This is a genomic window from Flavobacterium sp. FlaQc-49 (genome assembly GCF_044005985.1).
In the GTDB taxonomy this organism is placed as follows: Bacteria; Bacteroidota; Bacteroidia; order Flavobacteriales; family Flavobacteriaceae; genus Flavobacterium; species Flavobacterium cupriresistens.
The window spans coordinates 1-22,860 of record NZ_JBIPCS010000019.1; the positions used below are offsets into that span (position 1 = coordinate 1).

21 protein-coding genes and 1 rRNA gene are annotated in these 22,860 nt (G+C 35.0%); 8 read left to right on the forward strand and 14 right to left on the reverse strand.

From position 1 onward, the window contains the following. Window positions 1-110 (forward strand): 5S ribosomal RNA (gene rrf, locus ACHRV3_RS22150). Between the two features lie 481 nt (window positions 111-591). Then, window positions 592-2,211, forward strand: a complete 1,620-nt coding sequence (gene pafA, locus ACHRV3_RS22155) for an alkaline phosphatase PafA (protein ID WP_395436184.1) — start codon at window positions 592-594, stop codon at window positions 2,209-2,211. A 175-nt stretch (window positions 2,212-2,386) separates the two neighbouring features. On the opposite strand, the gene ald is transcribed toward pafA, so the two are convergent. Further along, complete coding sequence (ald, locus tag ACHRV3_RS22160) at window positions 2,387-3,505, reverse strand: alanine dehydrogenase (protein ID WP_230003013.1); 1,119 nt, start codon at window positions 3,503-3,505, stop codon at window positions 2,387-2,389. Between the two features lie 200 nt (window positions 3,506-3,705). Between ald and ACHRV3_RS22165 the strand changes: the two genes are divergently transcribed. After that, window positions 3,706-4,164 carry an Lrp/AsnC family transcriptional regulator gene (locus tag ACHRV3_RS22165; protein ID WP_047779213.1) on the forward strand — a complete coding sequence of 153 codons (459 nt, stop codon included), beginning with the start codon at window positions 3,706-3,708 and terminating at the stop codon, window positions 4,162-4,164. A 57-nt stretch (window positions 4,165-4,221) separates the two neighbouring features. Here the strand turns inward: ACHRV3_RS22165 and ACHRV3_RS22170 are convergent, their stop codons facing one another. Both ACHRV3_RS22170 and ACHRV3_RS22175 read right to left on the reverse strand, forming a co-directional pair. Beyond that, window positions 4,222-5,670, reverse strand: coding sequence for a glyceraldehyde-3-phosphate dehydrogenase (locus ACHRV3_RS22170; RefSeq protein WP_047779212.1), 1,449 nt, complete (start codon window positions 5,668-5,670; stop codon window positions 4,222-4,224). Between the two features lie 241 nt (window positions 5,671-5,911). Next, complete coding sequence (locus ACHRV3_RS22175; protein ID WP_047779211.1) at window positions 5,912-7,312, reverse strand: trypsin-like peptidase domain-containing protein; 1,401 nt, start codon at window positions 7,310-7,312, stop codon at window positions 5,912-5,914. A 138-nt stretch (window positions 7,313-7,450) separates the two neighbouring features. Between ACHRV3_RS22175 and dapF the strand changes: the two genes are divergently transcribed. The 5 genes from dapF to ACHRV3_RS22200 all read left to right on the forward strand — a co-directional run bounded on the left by dapF (window position 7,451) and on the right by ACHRV3_RS22200 (window position 11,564). Next, complete coding sequence (gene dapF, locus ACHRV3_RS22180; protein ID WP_395436185.1) at window positions 7,451-8,233, forward strand: diaminopimelate epimerase; 783 nt, start codon at window positions 7,451-7,453, stop codon at window positions 8,231-8,233. Window positions 8,234-8,312: 79 nt separating this feature from the next. Continuing rightward, window positions 8,313-8,846: a GNAT family N-acetyltransferase gene (locus ACHRV3_RS22185; RefSeq protein WP_047779209.1), complete on the forward strand. Its 534-nt coding sequence runs from the start codon at window positions 8,313-8,315 to the stop codon at window positions 8,844-8,846. Window positions 8,847-8,856: 10 nt separating this feature from the next. Then, window positions 8,857-9,897, forward strand: a complete 1,041-nt coding sequence (gene mltG, locus ACHRV3_RS22190; protein ID WP_047779208.1) for an endolytic transglycosylase MltG — start codon at window positions 8,857-8,859, stop codon at window positions 9,895-9,897. Between the two features lie 59 nt (window positions 9,898-9,956). Then, window positions 9,957-10,820, forward strand: coding sequence for a DUF2279 domain-containing protein (locus ACHRV3_RS22195; protein WP_047779207.1), 864 nt, complete (start codon window positions 9,957-9,959; stop codon window positions 10,818-10,820). A 99-nt stretch (window positions 10,821-10,919) separates the two neighbouring features. After that, window positions 10,920-11,564 (forward strand): hypothetical protein, encoded by a 645-nt coding sequence (locus ACHRV3_RS22200; RefSeq protein ID WP_047779206.1) that lies wholly within the window; start codon window positions 10,920-10,922, stop codon window positions 11,562-11,564. A gap of 333 nt (window positions 11,565-11,897) precedes the next feature. Here the strand turns inward: ACHRV3_RS22200 and ACHRV3_RS22205 are convergent, their stop codons facing one another. From ACHRV3_RS22205 to dnaA, 11 genes are all read right to left on the reverse strand, one after another. Beyond that, window positions 11,898-12,215: a GIY-YIG nuclease family protein gene (locus ACHRV3_RS22205; protein ID WP_395436186.1), complete on the reverse strand. Its 318-nt coding sequence runs from the start codon at window positions 12,213-12,215 to the stop codon at window positions 11,898-11,900. A gap of 253 nt (window positions 12,216-12,468) precedes the next feature. Next, complete coding sequence (gene scpA / locus ACHRV3_RS22210; RefSeq protein WP_395436187.1) at window positions 12,469-14,598, reverse strand: methylmalonyl-CoA mutase; 2,130 nt, start codon at window positions 14,596-14,598, stop codon at window positions 12,469-12,471. A 45-nt stretch (window positions 14,599-14,643) separates the two neighbouring features. Beyond that, entirely contained in the window at window positions 14,644-16,008 is a 1,365-nt protein-coding gene (locus tag ACHRV3_RS22215) for a methylmalonyl-CoA mutase subunit beta (protein ID WP_395436188.1), read from the reverse strand. Between the two features lie 19 nt (window positions 16,009-16,027). Next, a complete protein-coding gene (locus ACHRV3_RS22220) occupies window positions 16,028-16,363 on the reverse strand; it encodes a septum formation initiator family protein (RefSeq protein WP_047779202.1) in 336 nt (111 codons plus the stop codon). A 142-nt stretch (window positions 16,364-16,505) separates the two neighbouring features. Further along, window positions 16,506-17,114 carry a uridine kinase gene (gene udk / locus ACHRV3_RS22225; RefSeq protein ID WP_047779201.1) on the reverse strand — a complete coding sequence of 203 codons (609 nt, stop codon included), beginning with the start codon at window positions 17,112-17,114 and terminating at the stop codon, window positions 16,506-16,508. A gap of 309 nt (window positions 17,115-17,423) precedes the next feature. After that, the gene (locus ACHRV3_RS22230; RefSeq protein WP_047779200.1) at window positions 17,424-18,305 is read right to left on the reverse strand and encodes an SDR family oxidoreductase; all 882 of its coding nucleotides are present in this window, start codon (window positions 18,303-18,305) and stop codon (window positions 17,424-17,426) included. A 74-nt stretch (window positions 18,306-18,379) separates the two neighbouring features. Continuing rightward, window positions 18,380-19,507 carry a methionine aminotransferase gene (locus ACHRV3_RS22235; protein ID WP_395436189.1) on the reverse strand — a complete coding sequence of 376 codons (1,128 nt, stop codon included), beginning with the start codon at window positions 19,505-19,507 and terminating at the stop codon, window positions 18,380-18,382. A 65-nt stretch (window positions 19,508-19,572) separates the two neighbouring features. After that, window positions 19,573-20,022, reverse strand: coding sequence for an energy transducer TonB (locus tag ACHRV3_RS22240; protein WP_395436190.1), 450 nt, complete (start codon window positions 20,020-20,022; stop codon window positions 19,573-19,575). 23 nt (window positions 20,023-20,045) lie between these two features. Beyond that, window positions 20,046-20,759 carry an SAM-dependent methyltransferase gene (locus ACHRV3_RS22245; protein ID WP_047779198.1) on the reverse strand — a complete coding sequence of 238 codons (714 nt, stop codon included), beginning with the start codon at window positions 20,757-20,759 and terminating at the stop codon, window positions 20,046-20,048. Window positions 20,760-20,833: 74 nt separating this feature from the next. Next, window positions 20,834-21,301: a low molecular weight protein-tyrosine-phosphatase gene (locus tag ACHRV3_RS22250; RefSeq protein ID WP_047779197.1), complete on the reverse strand. Its 468-nt coding sequence runs from the start codon at window positions 21,299-21,301 to the stop codon at window positions 20,834-20,836. A 9-nt stretch (window positions 21,302-21,310) separates the two neighbouring features. Further along, window positions 21,311-22,738 (reverse strand): chromosomal replication initiator protein DnaA, encoded by a 1,428-nt coding sequence (gene dnaA / locus ACHRV3_RS22255; protein WP_041517015.1) that lies wholly within the window; start codon window positions 22,736-22,738, stop codon window positions 21,311-21,313. Window positions 22,739-22,860 lie beyond the last annotated feature (122 nt).

The window sequence follows — 22,860 nt, forward strand, 5'->3', positions numbered from 1 at the left end:
TAAGGTGGTTATTGCGGCGGGGCTCACCTCTTCCCATCCCGAACAGAGTAGTTAAGCCCGCCTGCGCAGATGGTACTGCAGTTATGTGGGAGAGTATGTCGTCGCCTTTCTTTTAAAAACCCTATCCGATTTGGATAGGGTTTTTTGTTTTATATACTTTTTGGTTTTTCTTTTTTTAAACCATGTAAGTGATGTAAGTTCAGTTTAGAGTTACTTTGCGAGCCTTGCGTAAACCCCTTGCGTGCTTTGCGGTTAAGCAGCACATATAAGAAACGCCATTATTACTGCTGTAATGATCAAATTTACAGATATGAATTGGGCAGTTTCATCTAAAATTTTTCTTTGTATTGTTTATGAAATCTTTGCGAACTTGCTGTTTAAAAGAAGTTAGAGGATAATTGTGTGTTTGTTTAGTATTACAAATTAGAAATCTTCGCAAGTAACGGATTAACTTTAAAATTAAATGACTAGTTGTCGTTATTAAACTTCTGGAAATCTGTTAAATTATAGTAAATAAAGGATTTTAGAGTAGGAGTGACTAGAGTTTTTAAATGCGAATCTGTATTTTTGTTTTTTAATTATAATCTAAATATGAAAAAAAGTATTTTATTGTTGGTATTATTTGCTATCACAAGTTTAAGTGCTCAAGAGCGCCCAAAATTAGTTGTAGGTATTGTAGTTGATCAAATGAAAATGGAATATCTCTATCGGTTTTCAGATGATTTTTCTCCAAATGGTTTTAATAGATTAATAAATAATGGATATACTTTTCAGAATATGCATTATAATTACATGCCAACTTATACTGCACCGGGACATGCTTCTATTTATACAGGGACGACACCGGCAACACATGGAATTGTAGGTAATGAATGGTTTAGCAGAACGCTTGGTAAAGAAATGTACTGTACAGATGATGCATCTGTTAAAACGGTTGGAGATGGTACTGTAGAGGAGGGTGCAATGTCACCAAAGAATCTGCAAAGTACTACTATAACTGACGAAGTTAGAATGGCAACAAATTTTACTGGAAAAGTAATCGGTCTTAGTTTGAAGGATCGTGGAGCAATTTTGCCTGCAGGACATTTTGCAAATTGGGCATTCTGGTACAGCAAAACAGGTTCTTTTATTTCAAGTACTTTTTATGGGGATAAATTACCTGATTGGGTTACCCAGTTCAATAATGAGAAGCGTTATTTGAAGTATATTAATAAAGGTTGGGATTTATATAAACCAGCTAGCACATACAATGAAAGCTTACCGGATAATAACCCGTATGAAGGGAAACTATATGGTAGTGCAGCGCCTGTTTTTCCATATGATTTGAAAACAATGTATGAGAAAAATGATGCAGGTGTCTTAAGAGCGACTCCGTATGGGAATGATTTGTTGGCTGAGTTTGCTATGGAAGCTATTGCGAAGGAAGATCTGGGTAAAGACAATACTACCGATTTCCTTACTGTTAGTTTTTCTTCGACTGATTATGTTGGTCATTTACTTGGACCTCGTTCTATGGAGCTTCAGGATACTTATTTGAGATTGGATCAAACTATTGCTGACTTTTTAGCTTATCTTGATAAAACGGTTGGAAAAGACAATTATTTACTTTTTCTAACTGCTGATCATGCAGGGGCAGAAAATGTTATCTATTTAAAAGATCATAAATATAATGTAGATAATTATCCATCAAAAGACGTTAGGAAAAGCTTGCAGGATTTTTCTGTTAAAACTTTTGGTGTAGATTTAATTTTAAATTATTCTAACTTTAATATTTTCTTCAATAAGAAACTTATTAAGGATAAAAAATTAGATTTACTTAATGTAAAGAAGGCTTTTAAAAGTTTTTTAATTGCACAACCACAAGTGAAGAGAGTTTATACCGAGGAAGAAATTTTGGCTAATTCCGGAAATGATTACTATTTAAACTTTGTAGCAAAAGGGTATGATGTAACTCAAAATGGAGATTTGATTATTGTAGACAAACCGGGTGATATTGAATATTCAAATACGGGAACTTCACACGGGACACCTTATAGTTATGATACGCATGTTCCTGCGATTTTTTATGGCTGGCATATCAAAAAAGGAGAGTCGTATGATAAAAAAGGGATAACTGAAATTGCACCAACAATAGCACAAAAAATAAAAGTTACCTTTCCAAATGGAACTGAAGCGAAAGTACTTCAAGAAGTTTTGGATGAAAAGAAGTAATCTAGGATTGGTAGTTCTAAATAATTGAGGAAAAAACATCGTTATTTAAGTGCTAGACACATATTAAATTTAAAAACCCTGTCTTAATTCGAGACAGGGTTTTTTGTAACAAAAAAGGCTTTTCAATTAAGAAAAGCCTTTTTTATTTAGTAAGCACTTATTATAATGCTAGCAACTATGCGTTTGCTAACACTACTTCTTCGTTAAAAGGAAGATTCCATGCTTCAGCAACTCCTTTGTAAAGGATTTTACCATTAGCAACGTTTAATCCTTTTTTCAATTCTTCATTTTCAGCGCAAGCTTTTTCCCATCCTTTGTTAGCCAACTGTACAGCATACGGTAAAGTAGCATTAGTTAAAGCTAATGTAGAAGTATAAGGAACAGCTCCCGGCATATTTGCTACACAGTAGTGAACAATATCATCAATAATAAAAGTTGGGTTCTCGTGAGTTGTTGGAGTACAAGTCTCAATACAACCACCTTGATCTACCGCTACGTCAACAACAACAGTTCCCGGACGCATTAATTTTAACATATCACGAGTGATTAAGTGAGGCGCTTTTGCTCCTGGGATCAAAACTGCACCAACAATTAAATCTGCATCAGCAATTGCTCTGGTAATGTTATAGTGATTTGACATTTCTGTATTTACGTTAGCTGGCATAATATCATCTAACTGACGTAAACGTGGTAAGCTTAAATCCATAATAGTAACTTGAGCTCCTAAACCTGCTGCCATTTTAGCTGCTTGAGTACCAACGATACCTCCACCTAAAACTAAAACTTTTGCCGGTGGAACACCTGGAACACCTCCTAAAAGGATTCCTCTTCCTTTTAACGGTTTTTCAAGGTATTTTGCTCCTTGTTGAATAGCCATACGACCTGCAACCTCAGACATTGGAACTAATAAAGGTAAACTACGATCTGCTTTTTCAACTGTTTCGTAAGCTAAACATACTGCTCCTCTTTCTAACATAGCGTGTGTTAATGGCTCAGATGATGCAAAGTGGAAATAAGTGAAAAGTAATTGATCTTTTTTGATTAATGGATACTCAGAAGCAATAGGCTCTTTTACTTTGATAATCATTTCAGCGATAGCATATACTTCTTCAATAGTTGCTAAAACTGTTGCACCAGCTTTTGCATATTCTTCATCAGCAAAACCACTACCTACACCTGCAGTTGCCTGAACGTAAACTACATGACCGTGTTTTTTCATTTCAGAAACTCCTGCTGGAGTTAAAGCTACACGATTTTCGTTATTCTTGATTTCTTTTGGAACACCTATTATCATATTGTTATATTTTTTTGTTTTTTGAAATTGTTTTTTACAAATTTACAGTTAGAGAATATATTATTGATAATTGATTGATAAATAAGAAAATATTATTTTATTTGTTACTTTTACAGAAAAATATTCTTTTGGGAAGTGTTTTTCTTTCCTGAAAGAGAAAAAAAGACTTTTTTTAAATCAAAATTTATATCGTTTTCGTTATGGCTTTAGATGAAACTGACAAAAAAATCCTACGACTTTTACAGGAAGATGCGCATTACACGTTAAAAGACATTGCAAATAAGATTAATTTATCGTTAACGCCGGTTCATGATCGGGTCAAACGTCTTGAAAAAGAGGGTGTTATAGAAAAATATGTCACGATTTTAAACAAGAAAAAACTCGGAAATAATCTTACTGTGTATTGCCAAGTTACGTTGACCAAACAAACTTATGACACTTCGGAGGGGTTTAATCAATCTATTTTGAATTTACCGGAAGTGGTAGAGTGTAATTATGTTTCGGGGAATTTTGATTATATGCTCAAAATTATCATTCCGGACATGGAAAGCTACCATCGTTTTCACCAACAGAAATTATCAGTTTTACCGGAAGTCTCTTTGTTAAATACCGTTTTTGTAATTTCTGAAGTAAAAAGTACCACGGTCTTGCCTATCTAAATAAAAAAACCACCAAGTAAACTTGATGGTTTTGTTTAACACTGGTTTTGGTTTATATTAATAGTAAGTGAAACGTCTTACTTTTGCAATATATTTGGCTAAACGGATAACCTGATGGCTATAACCGTATTCATTGTCGTACCAGATGTATAATACAATATTTTTTCCGTCTTTAGATACAATTGTAGCATTACTGTCATAAATTGAAGGCGCAGATGTACCAACGATATCTGATGAAACTAATTCATTATTTAATGAATATTTAATTTGCTCTACCAATTCTCCTTCTAAAGCATATTTTTTCATTATTTTATTGATCGCAGCAACTGTCGTTCCTTTCTTAACTTCTAAATTCAGCACTACCAATGAACCATTTGGAACTGGAACTCTAATTGCATTTGAAGTCAATTTACCCTCTAGCGAAGGCAAAGCTTTTGCTACAGCACTTCCGGCTCCTGTTTCAGTGATTACCATATTTAAAGCTGCAGCTCTACCACGACGGTATTTTTTGTGCATGTTGTCTACTAAATTCTGGTCGTTTGTATAGGCATGGATGGTTTCCAAGTGACCTTTTACAACTCCCAATGTATCTTCGATAGCTTTTAATACCGGTGTAATGGCATTTGTAGTACAAGAAGCTGCTGAGAAAATATTAATCTCATCAGGATTGTATTCATTATGGTTTACCCCATGTACAATATTAGGAACTCCTTTTCCTGGCGCAGTCAATAAAACTTTACCGGCACCATTTGAAGTCAAGTGTCTTTGTAAAGCAACTTCGGTAGTGAAAACTCCGGTATTGTCAATGATCAAAGCGTCATTGATTCCGTATTGTGTATAATCTATTTCTTCCGGTGTATTTGCTGTGATCATATGAACTGTAGTTCCGTTGATGATCAAAGCATTATTTTTAGGGTCAGTAGTTACAGAACCTTGGAAATCTCCGTGAATTGAATCGTATCGTAATAAAGAAGCTCTTTTTTCTAAACTAGTGGCATCGTTTGCATCACGAGTTACAATTGCTCTTAAACGCAATTGATTTCCTTTTCCAGTTTTAGACATTAATTCTCTGGCCAATAAGCGACCAATTCTTCCAAAACCATATAAAACCACATCTTTTGGTTGAATTTCTTCTGATGATTTGGCTTCTTTTAATTTATCAAGTACAAAATATCTTGCATCAGGATATTTCTCATCTTCCAGACGATATTCGTAGGTTAGTTTTCCTAAATCTAATTTTGAAGGCGGAAGATCTAACGACAGGATAACCTGAGCAATTTCAACTGAATCAAAAATGGTGATTGGCTTACCAACAAACTCACCTGCGTATTGATGTAAATTAATAATATCGCTTACATTTTTATCCAATAATTGATTCTTGAATAAAACCATTTCGATGGATTTGTCATACCATAAATCACTTATGATTTTGATTAATTCGACACCAGCTCTTCTTCGGTCGACTTGAAGTGATACTTCTTTTTGGTACAAAGATTTTTTGCTCATAATTGGAAATTTGGAAAAATAAATAGAGGACTATTTTAAAATTTTGCGCAAAAGTACCCATTTCAATCGATTTCGTAAACTATTTTAGCATTTTTTTTTGAAACTCACGAAAAAAATATTTTATTCCTGTTAAATTAAAATTGGGTTCCTGAAAACAAAAACGGAAATGGTTTTGGGAAGAAAAATAAAAAAGGCCACCTTAAAAATAAGATGGCCTTTCGTTTTAATTTGAGTAAGATGTTTAGATAATAATTCTTAGGATTTCTCCATTTTTATTGATCATTTCAAGACGCATACTTTGTCCCTCATCTTTTTTATTTAAGAGTTTTGAAACCGTTTCAATATTTGTTGCTTTAACATTATCTATACTTAAAATGATATTGCCTTGTAATTCATTTTGGTACTGCATTAAATTTTCATTAGAAATACTTCTGATTTTTACACCATAATTTATGTTGAATTTCTTTTTATCGGCAGCATCAATATTTTCCAGTTCTATACCTTTAAATTCGGTGCTGTAAAATTCATTTTTGCTTAAAGTTACCGGAACAGTTTTCGTTTTTCCGTCTTTAATATAAGTCACTTTAACAACATCATTTGGGCGTTTGGCATTGATGTAGCTCGAAAGGTCTGCATAAGTTGAAATATTTTGTTCGTCCAGTTTTACAATTATATCACCTTTTGTCAGTCCGGCTTTTTCTGCACCGGAATTTTTGGAAACTTTGCTAATATAAAAACCTTGCGTTTCAGTAATTCCCAATTCTTTTGAAGCGGTACTGTTTAATTCTCCTCCTTCAACACCTAGAATTCCCCTTTGAACATTCCCGAATTCCATAATGTCCTCGATAATTTTTCGGGCAATATTAGACGGAACGGCAAATGAGTATCCAACATAAGAACCCGTCATTGAAGAAATCATAGTATTAATTCCAATTAATTCTCCACGAGTATTCACCAAAGCGCCACCGCTGTTTCCGGGATTTACGGCAGCATCCGTTTGAATGAAGGATTGAATGCCCTTTGTATCTAAATTTCTGGCTTTTGCCGAAACAATTCCCGCAGTTACAGTCGAAGTTAAATTATACGGATTTCCAACGGCCAGAACCCATTCACCGATTTTTACAGAATCTGAATTCGCAAAAGTGGTGTAAGGAAGTTTTTCGTCTGCATTGATTTTTAATAAAGCAATATCCATTTTAGAATCTGTACCAATAAGTTTGGCTGTATATGATTTTTTATTGTTCAACGTAATTTCAATTTCCGAAGCATCTTTAATTACGTGATTGTTGGTTACAATGTACCCGTCTTCAGAAATAATTACACCGGAACCGGTTCCAACTTGTTCCTGCTGTTGTTGCCCGCCATAACCGTAGAAAAATTCCATCATGGGGTTACTGACAGTTCGTCGCGAGACGTTTTTTACGTGAACAACGGTGTGGATTGTTTTGTCTGCGGCTGCTGTGAAATCTACAGTTTCTGCTGCTAATGCAACATTTCTGCCAAACGAATTGGGAGCAAGAGTTACAACAGAATTTCCTTTTCCAAAAAAAGAAGTGTTGCTTTCAAATAATAACTTGTAAGCACCAAGGGTAATAGCGCCGCTAAATAATGACACTAAAAATAAGGCTGAAAATCTTTTCATAATTAGAATTTATATTTAAGTTATTTAACGTAAAATTACTTCAAAAAATTATTTAGAAAAATGGTTTAACGCTCTTTAACAATGATTAACATTTCATTAATTAATAGTTCGTACTTTTGTACTTCTTAAAGACAAAAAATGCAAGTAGAATTTTATAAATATCAAGGTACAGGGAATGATTTTGTAATGATTGACAATCGTTCTGAGTTTTTTCCTAAAGACAATATAAAACTGATTGAACGCCTGTGTGACAGACGTTTCGGAATTGGAGCTGACGGACTTATTTTGCTGGAAAATGATTCCGAGACTGACTTTAGAATGGTGTATTATAATTCAGACGGAAATCAGAGTTCCATGTGTGGAAACGGTGGTCGTTGTCTGGTTGCTTTTGCTAATCAGTTAGGAGTAATTGAAAATAAAACAACTTTTATAGCGACAGATGGTTTACACCACGCGTCTGTTGGAGAGGATGCTATTATTTCATTGCAAATGATAGATGTTGATGAAATTCAAAAGAAAGATTCTTATACTTTTCTGAATACAGGTTCTCCGCATCACGTGCAAATTGTTGAAGATTTAGAGCATTACAATGTGAAAGAAAATGGAGCGGCAATTCGTTATGGTGCTTTATATGGAGAAAAAGGAAGCAATATTAATTTTGTTAAAAAAGTAGATGACAGCACTTTTTCGCTTCGTACGTACGAGCGTGGTGTTGAAGATGAAACTTTAGCCTGTGGAACCGGTGCAACAGCTGTTGCAATAGCAATGAATGCAATTGGTGAAACCGATAAAACTTCAATTAATTTGAATGTTGAAGGTGGAAAACTAATCGTTTCTTTTGATAAAACCGGAGATCATTTTTCGAATGTGTTTTTGACCGGACCTGCAAAATTTGTTTTTAAAGGAACTATTGAGGTTTAAAAGTTATAAGTGAAAGATCTGAAATCAGAAATCGAATATCAGCAATCTAAAATCTACAGTCTAAAATCTAAAATCAACTATGATAACTCTAAAAGGAGAATCGGTTTACCTGCGGGCATTAGAACCTAATGATCTGGAATTTGTGTATGCAATGGAGAACGATCAGAGTATTTGGGAGGTTAGTAATACTCAAACGCCTTATAGTAGGTTTTTAGTTCGGCAGTATCTCGAAAATGCGCATCAGGATATTTATGAAGCCAAACAATTGCGATTGGCGATTTGTCAGGATGAAGATTTTCCGGCTGTTGGATTGATTGATTTATTTGAATTTGATCCTAAAAATAACAGAGCAGGAGTTGGAATTGTGATTCAAAGTAAAGAGAACAGAAAGCAAAATATTGGTTCTGAGGCTTTAGAGCTACTGATTAAATACTCTTTTCACAATTTAAATCTGCATCAATTATATGCAAATATTAATGTAGGGAATGTAGCTAGTATAGCACTTTTTACTAAATTTGGCTTCAAGGAAATAGGAATTAAAAAAGATTGGATTCTGGTAAACAATCAGTATCAGGATGAAGCAATTTTTCAGTTAATTAACAAACAAATTTAAAATCTTAGCTTTGAGTATAAAAAAAATAATCACGTTAGCTGCCGTAGCCGTAATTTCAGTTTTAATGATTTACGGATTTATTTTAATCAGTAGAATTTTTAGTGCCAATACTAAGTTCGAAGAAAAAGAAGTGTACGTATACGTTCCTACCGGAGCCAATTATACGGATGTGAAAAAAATAATACAACCGTATATCAAGAATTTCGATAATTTTGAAATGGTTGCCAATAAAAGAAGTTATCCTGAAAATGTAAAATCAGGTCGTTTTTTGCTTAAAAAAGATATGAATAATATCGATTTGGTTCGTGCGATGCGTTCTAATGTCCCTGTGAAATTAGCTTTTAATAACCAGGAGCGTTTGGAGAATTTTGCCGGAAGAGTAGGAGCAGAAATCGAAGCGGATAGTTTGTCGTTAATGAAAGCGATTAAAGATTCGACTTTCTTAAAAGCAAACGGTTTTAATGAAGAGAATGTTTTTGCGATGTTTATTCCGAATACTTATGAAATTTATTGGAATACTTCTGCAGAAAAGTTTCGTGATAAAATGATCAAGGAATATCATAATTTCTGGACAGCTGATCGTATTGCAAAAGCAAAAGCTCAGGGATTAACTCCGGTTCAGGCTACAATTTTGGCCTCTATTGTTCATAAAGAATCCGTTAAAAAAGACGAAAGACCTCGAATTGCAGGTGTATATTTAAACCGTTTGCGTTTGGCGATGCCGTTACAGGCTGATCCGACCGTTATTTATGCTTTAAAATTAAAAGCGAATGATTTTGATCAGGTTATAAAAAGAGTTTTTTATAATGATCTGATTATGAAGTCACCTTACAATACTTATGTAAATGTAGGTCTTCCTCCAGGGCCAATTGCGATGCCTGACATTACGGCTCTTGATGCGGTTTTAAATCCGGAGAAGCATGATTATATTTATTTTTGTGCCAGCGTAGATCGTTTTGGATACCATGAATTTGCTTCTACTTATGAGCAACATACTGTAAATGCAAAAAAATATTCAGACTGGATCGCTAGTCAGGGCGTAACAAGATAGTTTTGAGTTTTAAAAAGATCCTTATTTTATCGGTTTTATTTTTTTTGAATTTTCATTGGATGGAAGCTCAAAGTAAAATCGATGCTTTTTTAACGCCCTCAGATACTTTAAATCTAAAAAGACAAAATACAGTTATAGTGACTGAAGCTGCTTTAGCTTCAGTCACTTTATTGGGTTTAAATCAGATCTGGTATTCTGATTATCCGAAGTCAAATTTTCATTTTATAAATGATAATAAAGAATGGCTGCAAATGGATAAAGTGGGTCATTTCTACTCTGCTTATCATTTGGGAAGATTTGGTGCGGAAGCGCTTAATTGGAGCGGTGCCGATACTAAAAAGCAATTAATTTATGGTGCGGGTATAGGGTTTGTTTTTTTGGCAGCCGTTGAAGTAATGGATGGTTATTCTTCTGAATGGGGAGCTTCTTCGGGCGATATTATTGCCAATACTGCTGGAACCGCATTGTATGTCTCTCAGGAATTACTTTGGAAAGAACAGCGCATTACACCTAAGTTTTCTTTTCATACAACTTCATATGCCAATCAAAGACCAAATGTTTTAGGAAAATCCCTTAATGAGCAAGTACTAAAAGACTATAACGGACAGACGTATTGGCTTTCTGTAAATCTTCATTCTTTTGCAAAAAAATCAAAAATTCCGAAGTGGTTTAATGTTGCTTTTGGATATGGAGCCGAAGGTATGTTATCGGGAAATGTGCAAAACGAAATTCCGATTTCGGTCGAAAATCCCGAAAGATACCGTCAGTTTTTTCTTAGTTTTGATGTTGATTTAGCTAAAATTAACACAAAATCGCATTTTTTGAAAACTATTTTCTCGGTTTTGAACACGATTAAAATTCCGGCGCCAACTTTGGAATACTCCGCCAATAAAGGGCTTAAAGCACATGCGTTTTATTTTTAAAAAAGTTAATTAATTGATTATCAGTATATTTGCAAATTGTTTTACCTTTGCACCGTAGAAATTTCAAAAAGGTGACAGCGTTTTGAAGAAAAACAATTTATGATAAAGAAATGGTACTTTTACTCGAGTTTGATCGTGGTTATTACATTTTTAAGCCTGGGTTTTAAACCCTTTAATCTAAAAACCAAACCTTGGTTTTTAATCGAAAAAACAGATGGATCCGAATACTTATTTCCATCGCAAGAAAAGGATGATTATCCTAATTTAAATTACAACTTTCCCTACACCGGAAATCATCTTATTGGTTTTAAAGAAGCAGTAGCTTTTAAAGAATCTCAAGGTAAATACCGATTAGTAAATTCCCTGGGATATATGGGGAAATACCAATTTGGTTCTCAAGCTTTACGAGCAATCGGTGTCCGTAATGAAAAAGCCTTTTTGAAAGATCCCGCTTTACAGGAAAAAGCATTCGTGGCGTTATTGTCTAAAAACAAATGGATTTTGCGCAATGAAATTGAAAAGTATGAAGGGAAAGTGATTAGTGGTATCGAAATTACAGAATCTGGAATTTTGGCTGCAGCACACCTTGGAGGAGCTGGTTCAGTAAAAAACTTCTTTAAAAACAAAGGAAACAGGCATTTCAGAGATGCTTTTGGTACTTCGTTGAGAAGTTATATGAAAGCTTTCGGAGGTTATGACCTTTCTTATATTGAAGCAGATAGTAATGCTACAATTAATGATTAATAGAGTGTGAGCTTTATAAGGAAACCTGCTTTTTAGAGCAGGTTTTTTTTATGTCTGTCTTTTTTTATGTGGGATTATGCACCAGCTTGTCATTTCGAGGTACGAGAAATCACACCAGAAATTCCGCATAGAAAATCGCCAATCTTTGTGGAGTTACGTGTGTGATTTCTCGTACCTCGAAATGACATAGTTTGTGGTGAAGGTAATAAATTGGGCTAGTCAAAACGATAATTAAGAAATTTCGCATAGAAAATCTCCAATCTTTGTGGAGTTACGTGTGTGATTTCTCGTACCTCGAAATGACATACTTTGTGGTGAAGGTAATAAAACAGATTATTGAAAATGATAATTAAGAAATTCAAATAGTGGATTTTGTTTTTTAATTAACGCTAGTTTTTTATCCCTGTTCCATTTTTTTAATTCTTTTTCTCTTAGAATTGCTTCTTGAATCCAAACGAATTTTTCATAATAAACTAAAAATTCAATATTGTATTTTGATGCAAATGTTTTCTTCTTGATTTCTATATTTTCTTTGTGTTGATACAATCTCAATTTTAAATTCTTGGTCACACCAATGTAAAACGTCGAACGATGTTTATTTGTGATAATGTAAACATAATAAGTATGATAACCGTATTGAGGATTTAGCATATTGAGTACTATTTTAAAGTACGAATATGCTTATTATTTTAGTGACCCAAATATTTGTTTTAACCCATTTGTCAATTTCGACGAAGGAGAAATCGCACCAGAAATTCCGCATACAAAAGCGCCAATCTTTGTCGATTTGCGAGTGTGATTTCTCCTTCGTCGAAATGACAAAGAGAAAAAAAAGAGAGACAACTGTCTCTCTTAGAATTATTTTACCTGCTCAAAAAAAGCAGTTTTTATGATGTTTAATTTTCTAGTCAATTAAAATGTCTAGAATTTTTATAGCAGCTTCACTAATTTTAGTTCCGGGACCAAAAACGGCAACGGCACCGGCATCGAATAGATATTGATAATCTTGTGCGGGAATTACGCCACCTACAATTACCATGATATCTTCTCGACCGTGTTTTTTAAGTTCTTCAATTACCTGAGGGACCAATGTTTTATGTCCGGCGGCCAGTGATGAAACGCCTAATATATGCACGTCATTTTCTACCGCTTGTTTGGCTGCTTCGGCAGGAGTTTGAAAAAGCGGACCAATGTCTACGTCAAAACCAACATCAGCGTAACCTGTTGCTACTACTTTTGCGCCACGATCATGTCCGTCTTGTCCCATTTTGGCAATCATGATTCTTGGGCGTCTTCCTTCTTGTTTGGCAAAGACATTTGCTAGTTGTTTTGCCTTTTCAAAAGTCTCGTCGTTTTTTATTGCTGCACTATACACACCGCTAAAGGATTTAATTTGTGCTTTAAATCTTCCGAAGATACTTTCCAAAGCATCACTGATTTCGCCTAAAGTTGCTCTGTTTCTGGCAGCTTCAACAGCAATTTCGAGTAAGTTACCCTGTCCGGTTTTAGCACAAAGAATTAATTTTTCCAGTGATTGATTTACTTTTTCAGTATCTCTTTTTGATTTTATTTCTTCCAGACGCTCTACTTGTTGTTTTCGAACCATTTGGTTGTCTACATCGAGGATATGTAAAGGATCTTCTTTTTCTAATCTAAATTGGTTTACACCAACGATAATATCTTGTCCGCTGTCAATTCTTGCCTGTTTTCTGGCTGCAGCTTCTTCGATTCTTAGTTTTGGAATTCCGGCTTCGATGGCTTTGGTCATTCCGCCTAATTCTTCTACTTCTTCAATCAGTTTCCAGGTGCTTTTTACAATTTCGTTTGTCAGGCTTTCAACATAATAACTACCGGCCCAAGGGTCGACTGTTTTGGTGATCTTTGTTTCTTCTTGTAAAAAGATTTGTGTATTACGGGCAATTCTTGCCGAGAAATCGGTTGGTAAAGCAATTGCTTCATCTAAGGCGTTGGTGTGCAAAGATTGGGTTCCTCCAAAAGCGGCTGCTGTTGCTTCGATACAAGTTCTGGCCACATTGTTAAAAGGATCTTGCTCAGTTAAACTCCAACCACTGGTTTGGCAGTGGGTTCTTAATGCGAGAGATTTATCGCTTTTTGGGTTAAATTGCTGGATTAATTTTGCCCAGATCATTCTTCCCGCTCTCATTTTGGCAATTTCCATAAAATGATTCATTCCAATGGCCCAGAAAAAAGAAAGGCGCGGAGCAAACTCATCAATGGTCATTCCCGTAGAAAGACCGGTTCTGATGTATTCTAAACCATCTGCCAGAGTGTATGCCAATTCAATATCGGCGGTTGCACCGGCTTCCTGCATATGATATCCTGAGATTGAGATCGAATTGAATTTGGGCATTTTCTTGCTCGTAAATTCAAAAATATCTGCAATTATTTTCATCGAAGGCGTGGGCGGATAGATATAGGTATTTCTAACCATGAATTCTTTCAGGATATCATTTTGTATGGTTCCTGAAAGTTTTTGTATGGCGACTCCTTGTTCTTCGGCTGCCACAATATAAAAGGCCATAATAGGCAATACTGCGCCATTCATGGTCATTGAAACCGACATTTCATCTAAAGGAATCTGGTCAAAGAGTACTTTCATATCTTCAACAGAGTCTATGGCTACACCGGCTTTTCCGACATCGCCCACTACACGTTCATGGTCTGAATCATAGCCGCGGTGTGTAGGTAAGTCAAAGGCAATCGATAGCCCTTTTTGTCCTGCTGCAAGATTTCGTCTGTAAAATGCGTTACTTTCTTCTGCGGTAGAAAATCCTGCGTACTGACGAATCGTCCATGGGCGTCTTACGTACATGGTCGCATAAGGACCTCGTAAATTAGGAGCAAAGCCTGCTCCAAAGTCCAAAAATTCTAAGTTCTCTAGATCTTTTTCAGAATAGGTTTGTTTCAGCTCAATTCCTTCAGCAGTTAAAAAGCTGCTTGCCGGTTGTTGTTCAATAGTTGGCTTCTCGCTTTTAAAATCTAACTTTATATGTGTAAGGTCTTTTCTTATCATGGAAATACTCTTTTGAGTAGTTTGATTAATTACTATGGAAAACTATTATTCTAATTCCAGACGTTCCTGTTCCAGTTTTTCAGCTAATCGTTTTTCTATAATTGGCGTAATTAACGTTTTTCTAGGTTTTACTTTTACAAATGGAAACAACTCTAAATCATGTTTCATTTTGTCGTCTTTATTAGGGTATTTATTGGTTCCCAGTAAAACTTCTTTTTTAGAATCAAATAATTCCTGTTCTTTAGCGGCACTTTCCTGAATTTTCTTTTTGATGGTTCCATCGTTTAAAAGTTTCAGAAAACCTCCATTGGCTTCAATATCTTTAAATAATGCCAGTCCTTTTTCTGCAAGTTGCATGGTCAGGCTTTCAATATAATAACTTCCATCGGCCGGATTGTCTACTTTGTCAAAGTAACTTTCGTGCTTTAAAACCAATAATTGATTTCGCGCAATTCGGTCTCCAAATTCATTGTCTTTGTGATATAAGGAGTCATAAGGCAAATTGGCAATTGAATCTGCTCCGCCAAGAATAGCCGACATACATTCGGTGGTGGTACGGAGCATATTTACATTATAATCGTAAATCGTTTTGTTGCGTTTTGTTGGTGTAACTAGTAAATGGCAGTCAATATCCGGATGGTATTCGTTGGCTATCAATTTGAAAAGCATTCGTAGGGCGCGAAGTTTAGCAATTTCAAAGAAATAATTAGTTCCAACCGAAACCTGAAATACAATCTGCTTTAGCGCGTTGGGTGTGCGGTTCAGGTACTCGTTGGCGTGCGCTAAACTATACCCGATTTGTTGTGTAATTGTGGCTCCAGCATTTTGATACAGCCCTAAGTCTACACTTAATAATGTTGTATTTGAAGTTGCTTTTGAAATGTTTTCAATAGTCTCAAAATTATTTTTATCAGAAGTAGTAAACCAGTTTCCTTCTCTTGCAAAATGACCAATTGGATCTAAATTACAGTAAAAAGTACTCTTTTTTTGAATGGCAATAGCGTCGAGTTGTTTTACGAAATCGATTGAAATGAAATTCAAATTAAAGTAAACAATTCTATTTTCTAAAGGAAGACTTTCTAATAATTGCTGAACGTCAGTTTTTTCGTTTTCAATTGTGAAACGAAGACTTTCAGCACCTCTTTCTATGGTATTTAAAGCTCTTTGAATGGACTTGTCAATATCATAAACAAAGATGTTCTGACAAATTTTAAATTCAGTGACTTTTGTCTCTACGGTAGCAGCTTTTGAGAATTCATCTCTATGATAAAATGGTTTTACCTGAATGTCTTCAGGGGAATTCCAGATTACGGTTTCGTTATAATCAGCTCCATCCAATTCAAACTGAATTTTTTGTTTCCATTGTTTGGATGAAATAGGACTAAAATCGTCGAATAGGGTAGTAGCCATTTAGTGGTTTTTTTTCTGATTATTCTTTGGTTTCGGGAATAGTGTCTCCTTCAAATTGAATGATGTATATGTCTTCGCTGTCTTTTTTCATATAGTACTTCTCGCGGGCATATTTTTCTATTTGTTCGGGATTTTTCAATAGTTTGATTTGTTCCTGATCTTTTCTGATTTCCTCTTGATAATATTTTTTATTGTCTTCGAGTTCATCAATTTGATGGTCCAGGAAACGGTGATCAAAATAGGAGTAATTATCTAAAAATAGCATCCAGACCACAAAAAATAATAATACCCAAACGTATTTATTGCCCAGAAGACTGAGCCAGGATTTTCCTTTGAAAGGGTTTGTTATTTTCATTTTAAACGGTTGTAATTTTAGTAATTGATTCCTCTTTTGACCCGGCTGCTCCTTTATCTTTTTATGGTTTGACGATCATAAAAGGATAAAGGGAAAGCGGGTTATGGCTTTTAGCTTTAATGCAATAAATTTACAATAAAAATTATAAAATTCGCTGATTTATTACGGCACGAACTACATCAATAGCTACAGTGTTGTATTTGTCATTTGGTATGATGATGTCTGCAAAAGCTTTTGAAGGCTCTATAAATTGCTCGTGCATAGGTTTTAAGGTGTTCTGATAACGTGTTAAAACTTCATCAATATCACGACCACGTTCTGAAATATCACGTTTTAAACGACGGATTAATCTTTCATCTGAATCGGCATGAACGTATATTTTAATATCAAAAAGATCACGAAGCTCCGGATTTGTTAAGATTAAGATTCCTTCAACGATCATTACTTTTCTCGGATGTGTTGAAACTGTATCGTCTGTTCTGTTGTGTTGTATAAAAGAATATACTGGTTGATCAATCGTTTCTCCTGCTTTTAATGCTTTTAAATGTTTTACCAATAATTCAAAATCAATCGCACGCGGGTGATCAAAATTAATTAATGCTCTTTCGTCAAATGATAGATTAGTGGTTTCTTTGTAATATGAATCCTGAGAAATTACGCCAACTTCTGTGTCTGGTAATTCGTTCATGATTTGGTGTACTACTGTTGTTTTTCCACTTCCTGTTCCTCCTGCAAGTCCAATAATGAGCATAAATTTGTTGTTATATATTTGTATTGCAAAAATAATAATTTAAGTCAATATTATAATAAGAAGTTTAAAGAAGGTTTAGAATTGTTTGCCTTAATTGCGAATTGTTTAACGCTTTTTTTAAACCATATAAATTATATAAGAAAATATAAGCGGTCGCGTAGATTCACATTGCATTTAAATGAACTTACATGACTTATATGGTGAAAAAAAATAAAAAAAATAAAAAAAATCCCGACGGTTATTACCATCGGGATTTAGTGCAATCAGTATAGTCTTTTGAAAATATTCTGAATTTAGTAAGCACATTAATTATTTATTCTTTTTTGCTTTTATCATCATTTCAAGCTGATCCCAAAGTTCTTCAGGAATAGCTTCTAATAAGTTAAATTGTCCGGCACCTTTCAACCATTCACCACCATCAATTGTGATCACATCACCATTTACATAAGCAGAGAAATCTGAAACCAAATAAGCTGCCAAGTTGGCCAACTCCTGGTGATCACCTACACGTTTTAAAGGTACTTTTTTAGCCATGTCGAATTTTTCAGCTAAATCTCCGGGTAATAATCTATCCCAGGCACCTTTAGTTGGGAATGGCCCCGGAGCAATGGCGTTAGAACGGATTCCGTATTTGGCCCATTCTACAGCAAGACTGCGTGTCATTGCCAAAACTCCCGCTTTTGCTGTTGCACTAGGTACTACATAAGCAGAACCTGTCCAGGCATAAGTGGTCACGATATTTAAAATCGTAGCTGATTTTTGTTTGCTGTCGATCCAGTGTTTTCCAAAAGCCAGTGTACAGTTTTTAGAACCTTTAAGAACGATGTCTATAACAGTATCAAATGCATTTGCAGACAATCTTTCTGTTGGAGAAATGAAATTTCCGGCCGCATTGTTCAAAAGAACATCTACTTTTCCGAAAGCTTTCAGAACCTCCTGAAGCATGTTTTCTACTTCTTCATAATGACGAACATCACATTGAAGAGGCAAACATTTTCCACCAGTTTCAGCTTCCAGCTCGGTAGCCGTGTTTTTTAGTTTTTCTAAATCTCTTGAAGTAATCGCCACCTGAGCTCCTAATTCTAAGAAGTATTTGGTCATGGCTTTTCCTAAACCACTTCCGCCGCCTGTAACTACGATAACTTTGCCTTTTAAAGCATCATCTCGTAACATTTTATCTGTATAGCTCATATTTTCTTTTTTTTACAATATTAATCAAATATATAGTATGCGTGCATAATATTGTTATAAAATTTTGATAAACTTTATATATTACATAATTTTTTTGCAGCCGATTCTAAAGTAAAATCATCTTTGGCAAAACAAAAGCGTATTAATTTCTGGTCTTTATGATCGGAGTAGAAAGTCGATATCGGAATTGCTGCAACTCCATGATCTGTAATTAGTTTCTTGCAGAAAGTAACATCATCTTCCTCTGAAATAGCGGCATAAGAAGCAACCTGAAAGTAAGTTCCCTCACAGGGCTTTAATTCAAATCGGCTATTCTGCAACAGTTTTTGAAAATAATCTCTTTTTTCCTGATAGAATTTCCCCAAAAGATTGACGTCGACAACTTCTAAATATTGACTTATGGCGGCTTGTGAAATACTATTGACGCTGAAAACCAAAAACTGATGTACTTTTTTGATTTCCTTCATTAAATAGTCCGGTGCTACGGTATAGCCAATTTTCCAACCCGTGATATGAAATGATTTTCCGAAAGAAGAAATCATTATACAACGCTCTAGTAAAGCTTGTCGGGTATGTGCCGAAATGTGTTTTTCTTCGAAAGTGATGTATTCGTACACTTCGTCAGATAAAACAAGGAGATCGGGGTATTTTGAAAGTATTTTTTCGAGTTCAAGAAAATCAGCTTCCTTCAGGATTTTTCCTGTTGGATTGTGCGGATTGTTGATGATGATCATCTTGCTTTTTGAAGAGCAGGATTTTTCTATTCTTTCCCAGTTTGGGGTGTAATCATCGTTTAGGGCAACTCTGATGGGTTTTGCGTTGCAAAGTAAAACAGGAGATTCATAAGAATCGTAACTCGGGTCCAGAATTAGTACTTCATCGCCGGTTTTTACTAAAGCCAAAATAGTGGTAAAAATTCCCTGGGTTGCACCAGCCGTAACCAAAATTTCGGTTTCAGGATTGATGGTTCTGTTGTAAGAATTTTTAACCAATTTAGCAATCTGACTCATTAACGGCGGATAACCTGCCATTGGAGTATATTGGTGTACATTTTCTTTGGTTAACTTCGCTAAAATGGCTGTTAATCTTTCGTCGACAGGGAAATTTGGGAATCCCTGCGAGAGATTAATGGCATTGTATTCTGCGGCCATTTTTGACATTACCGTAAAAATACTGGTGGTGATATTAGGTAATTTACTCATGAAAAAGTTTTGAGGTTAGAAACTTGTGAGTTAAATGTACGATAAGTAATAGTTTTTTGCTGAGATTATTTCACAGGAATATTTATGGGAATTGGGAGTGAATAAAGCACTCTGACCAACTTATTGTTTTGTTTTCCTGGAATCCATTTTGGAGCATTTTTTAGAACACGAATAGCTTCGCGACCCGTTTCATGGCCCAAATCTCTTAGTACTTTAATGTCGCTTAAAGATCCGTCTTTTTCTATTATGAAGGTGACATAAATTCTTCCTTTAAGTGCCGGAGTTACATTTGGAATTTGGAAGTTTTGCTCCATGTAGGTATTAAAAACGGCTATTCCGCCAAGGAATTCCGGCTTTACCTCTATTCCTGCTGTACTGTAAATACTATTATCGTCATTTGGAACAGCTCCTTGTGGCGGTATTTTATTTGTAGGCTCGTCTATGGTAATAATTTCCGTTTGAGAAAAAACACTTTGAACAGTGCAAATCAGAATCAAAATTAGAAATTTCTTCATTTTATGGTGGTTTTTTGGTTGGTTTACATTTTATGAATGATAAAAATAGTCGGTCGATTGTGAAGGTCAACTTTAAGTTTTTTCCAATCTGAAATGCGCATTGTTTTAATGAATTCTGTTGGTAAGGTAATATCAGTTGCAATACAAAGATGCGTTGCAGGGTTTAAGATTTGCAAAATATCCTCGACCAATTTGTTATTTCGGTAGGGTGTTTCGATAAAAAGCTGCGATTGATTTTTGTCCTGAGATAATTTTTCAAAGTACTTTAATGCCGATTTTTTTTCGTCTTTATCAATAGGTAAATAACCGTTGAAAGTAAAACTCTGTCCGTTCATTCCCGAAGCCATCATAGCCAATAAAATAGAAGAAGGCCCTACTAAAGGAACAACCTGGATTCCTTTTTCATGTGCTAATTTTACAATTACAGCACCGGGATCAGCAACACCGGGACATCCGGCTTCGCTCATTAAACCCATGTTTTTTCCTTCTAACAAAGGTTTTATAAAGTCTAAATGTTCGCTTGGCTCCGTACGTTTGTTTAAGGTAAAAAGAACCAATTCGGATTGTTTCTTTTCGGGATAAACCGCTTTTATGGATTTTCGGGCTGTTTTGTCGTTTTCGACAATGTAGTGGTCTATAAGCTCGATACTTCTTTTTACTGTTTGCGGTAAAACGTCCATCGGATCGCTTTCGCCCATAGTGGTTGGAATTAAATATAGTTTTCCTAGAAGTTTCATGTGCGTTTTTTTAAATTTATAAAACGAATTAGCTCTCAATTGTCATTTTTACAAACGAATTGAAAGGAGGTAAGTTATGAATATTTTTCGATAAGTTTTTGGGCAATGATGTCCGTAACTTCATCCAGCATTTCGTAAACATTGTCAAAACCATTAGAGACGCCAAAGTAAGGGTCAGGGACATCTACATTTTCGTCAGGAAATAACTCGTTCAGAATAAGTTGTACTTTGTTTTTGTGTTCGGCTGTTTTTGCAAGAAGTAGTACATCGTCGTAATTGGAAATATCCATTACATAAATATAGTCAAATTCATCAAAGTCGGAAGTTTTAAATTGTCTTCCTTTTTGATGATTGATATCGATGCCATTTTTTTTAGCAACGGCAATCGAACGTTTATCGGGTGAATGACCTACATGCCAGGAACCGGTTCCTGCAGAATCTACCAGAAATGTATTTTGGGGTAATTTGGAAGCTAAAATTCCTTCAGCTAAAGGAGATCTGCAAATATTTCCCAAACAAACCATTAGAATCTTTACTGGCATGATGCGCGTTTATAGCGTTAGTTTTTTGTTGATATCTTCGACAAATTTCTTGAATTGTTTGTCTGTAGAAACTAAATTGTCAACCGTTTTACAGGCGTGCAATACTGTAGCGTGATCGCGATCTCCAATTTGTGAACCAATGTTTGCTAAAGAAGCTTTGGTAAATTTCTTTGCAAAAAACATGGCCAATTGTCTTGCTTGCACGACATGCCTCTTTCTGGTTTTAGATTGAAGTGTTTCAATGTCTAATTGGAAATAATCAGAGACAATTTTTTGAATATAATCAATTGAAATTTCTCTTTTTACGTTCTTAACAAATTTCTCTACTACACTTTTAGCCAACTCAATTGTTACTTCTTTTTTGTTGAAAGAAGATTGAGCGATTAACGAAATAATAGCACCTTCTAATTCTCTAACGTTAGATTTGATATTGCGGGCAACATATTCAATAATGTCTTCCGGCATTTCAACACCGTCACGGTATAAGATATTTTTTAAGATCGAAATACGGGTTTCGTAGTCCGGTTGGTGCAATTCTGCAGATAATCCCCATTTAAAACGGGATAATAAACGCTGCTCAATATCCTGCATATCAACAGGTGCTTTGTCAGAGGTTAAAATTACCTGTTTTCCGTTTTGATGTAAGTAGTTAAAAATATGGAAGAAAACGTCCTGAGTTCCCGATTTTCCGGATAAAAACTGAACGTCATCAATAATTAAAACATCGATCAATTGGTAAAAGTGAATAAAATCGTTACGATTGTTCTTTTTTACCGAGTCAATATATTGTTGTGTGAAAATTTCGGCAGAAATATATAAAACCGTTTTTTCTGGATATTTGTCTTTTACTTCTACACCTATCGCATGCGCTAAGTGCGTTTTTCCTAAACCAACACCACCAAAGATTAATAGCGGGTTAAAGGAAGTTCCCCCAGGTTTGTTGGCAACAGCCATACCTGCGGAACGAGCCAAACGATTCGAATCCCCTTCAAGAAAATTGTCAAAACTGTAGTTGGCATTTAATTGCGACTCAATTTTTAAATTTCTGATTCCGGGAATTACAAATGGATTTTTAAGTTCCGGATTTAAGTTTTTAAACGGAGCATCAACCTCTTGCGGTTTCATGGGCACTCTGTTGGCACTTGGCAGCTGTTCAGTAAACGGCTGTTTATTACCATAAGTGTTTTCCATTTTAATTTTATACAGTAACTTTGCGTTTTTTCCTAGTTCTTTGGTAAGCGCAACTTTCAATAATTTAACGTAATGTTCTTCTAGCCATTCGTAGAAAAATTTACTCGGTACTTGAATGTATAATGCATTGTCGGTTAGCTCAACTGATTTGATTGGCTCAAACCAAGTTTTGTACGCCTGGTCTTGAATATTGTCTTTTATAAAAGACAAACAGTTTTCCCATACCGATTGAGCAGTTTTAGTCATATATTCGAATAAATTTTTATATTATTGATAAAGATTCTCCTAATAAAAAAGGAGCAATTTTATTCCGTATTTCGGGATAACAAATATGTGAACAAATTTCTTTAAAAAAAAATAATTTGAAG

What these genes read in the sequence shown, in the direction of transcription:
- ACHRV3_RS22165 (WP_047779213.1), top strand. Translation starts at nt 3,706, where the DNA reads ATGGCTTTAGATGAAACTGACAAAAAAATCCTACGACTTTTACAGGAA.
- pafA (WP_395436184.1), top strand. Translation starts at nt 592, where the DNA reads ATGAAAAAAAGTATTTTATTGTTGGTATTATTTGCTATCACAAGTTTA.
- ACHRV3_RS22220 (WP_047779202.1), bottom strand. Translation starts at nt 16,363, where the DNA reads ATGAAAATAACAAACCCTTTCAAAGGAAAATCCTGGCTCAGTCTTCTG.
- scpA (WP_395436187.1), bottom strand. Translation starts at nt 14,598, where the DNA reads ATGATAAGAAAAGACCTTACACATATAAAGTTAGATTTTAAAAGCGAG.
- ACHRV3_RS22235 (WP_395436189.1), bottom strand. Translation starts at nt 19,507, where the DNA reads ATGAGTAAATTACCTAATATCACCACCAGTATTTTTACGGTAATGTCA.
- ACHRV3_RS22240 (WP_395436190.1), bottom strand. Translation starts at nt 20,022, where the DNA reads ATGAAGAAATTTCTAATTTTGATTCTGATTTGCACTGTTCAAAGTGTT.
- ACHRV3_RS22205 (WP_395436186.1), bottom strand. Translation starts at nt 12,215, where the DNA reads ATGCTAAATCCTCAATACGGTTATCATACTTATTATGTTTACATTATC.
- ACHRV3_RS22215 (WP_395436188.1), bottom strand. Translation starts at nt 16,008, where the DNA reads ATGGCTACTACCCTATTCGACGATTTTAGTCCTATTTCATCCAAACAA.
- ACHRV3_RS22185 (WP_047779209.1), top strand. Translation starts at nt 8,313, where the DNA reads ATGATAACTCTAAAAGGAGAATCGGTTTACCTGCGGGCATTAGAACCT.
- udk (WP_047779201.1), bottom strand. Translation starts at nt 17,114, where the DNA reads ATGCTCATTATTGGACTTGCAGGAGGAACAGGAAGTGGAAAAACAACA.
- ACHRV3_RS22195 (WP_047779207.1), top strand. Translation starts at nt 9,957, where the DNA reads ATGGAAGCTCAAAGTAAAATCGATGCTTTTTTAACGCCCTCAGATACT.
- ACHRV3_RS22200 (WP_047779206.1), top strand. Translation starts at nt 10,920, where the DNA reads ATGATAAAGAAATGGTACTTTTACTCGAGTTTGATCGTGGTTATTACA.
- ACHRV3_RS22230 (WP_047779200.1), bottom strand. Translation starts at nt 18,305, where the DNA reads ATGAGCTATACAGATAAAATGTTACGAGATGATGCTTTAAAAGGCAAA.
- ACHRV3_RS22250 (WP_047779197.1), bottom strand. Translation starts at nt 21,301, where the DNA reads ATGCCAGTAAAGATTCTAATGGTTTGTTTGGGAAATATTTGCAGATCT.
- dapF (WP_395436185.1), top strand. Translation starts at nt 7,451, where the DNA reads ATGCAAGTAGAATTTTATAAATATCAAGGTACAGGGAATGATTTTGTA.
- ald (WP_230003013.1), bottom strand. Translation starts at nt 3,505, where the DNA reads ATGATAATAGGTGTTCCAAAAGAAATCAAGAATAACGAAAATCGTGTA.
- ACHRV3_RS22175 (WP_047779211.1), bottom strand. Translation starts at nt 7,312, where the DNA reads ATGAAAAGATTTTCAGCCTTATTTTTAGTGTCATTATTTAGCGGCGCT.
- ACHRV3_RS22170 (WP_047779212.1), bottom strand. Translation starts at nt 5,670, where the DNA reads ATGAGCAAAAAATCTTTGTACCAAAAAGAAGTATCACTTCAAGTCGAC.
- dnaA (WP_041517015.1), bottom strand. Translation starts at nt 22,738, where the DNA reads ATGACTAAAACTGCTCAATCGGTATGGGAAAACTGTTTGTCTTTTATA.
- ACHRV3_RS22245 (WP_047779198.1), bottom strand. Translation starts at nt 20,759, where the DNA reads ATGAAACTTCTAGGAAAACTATATTTAATTCCAACCACTATGGGCGAA.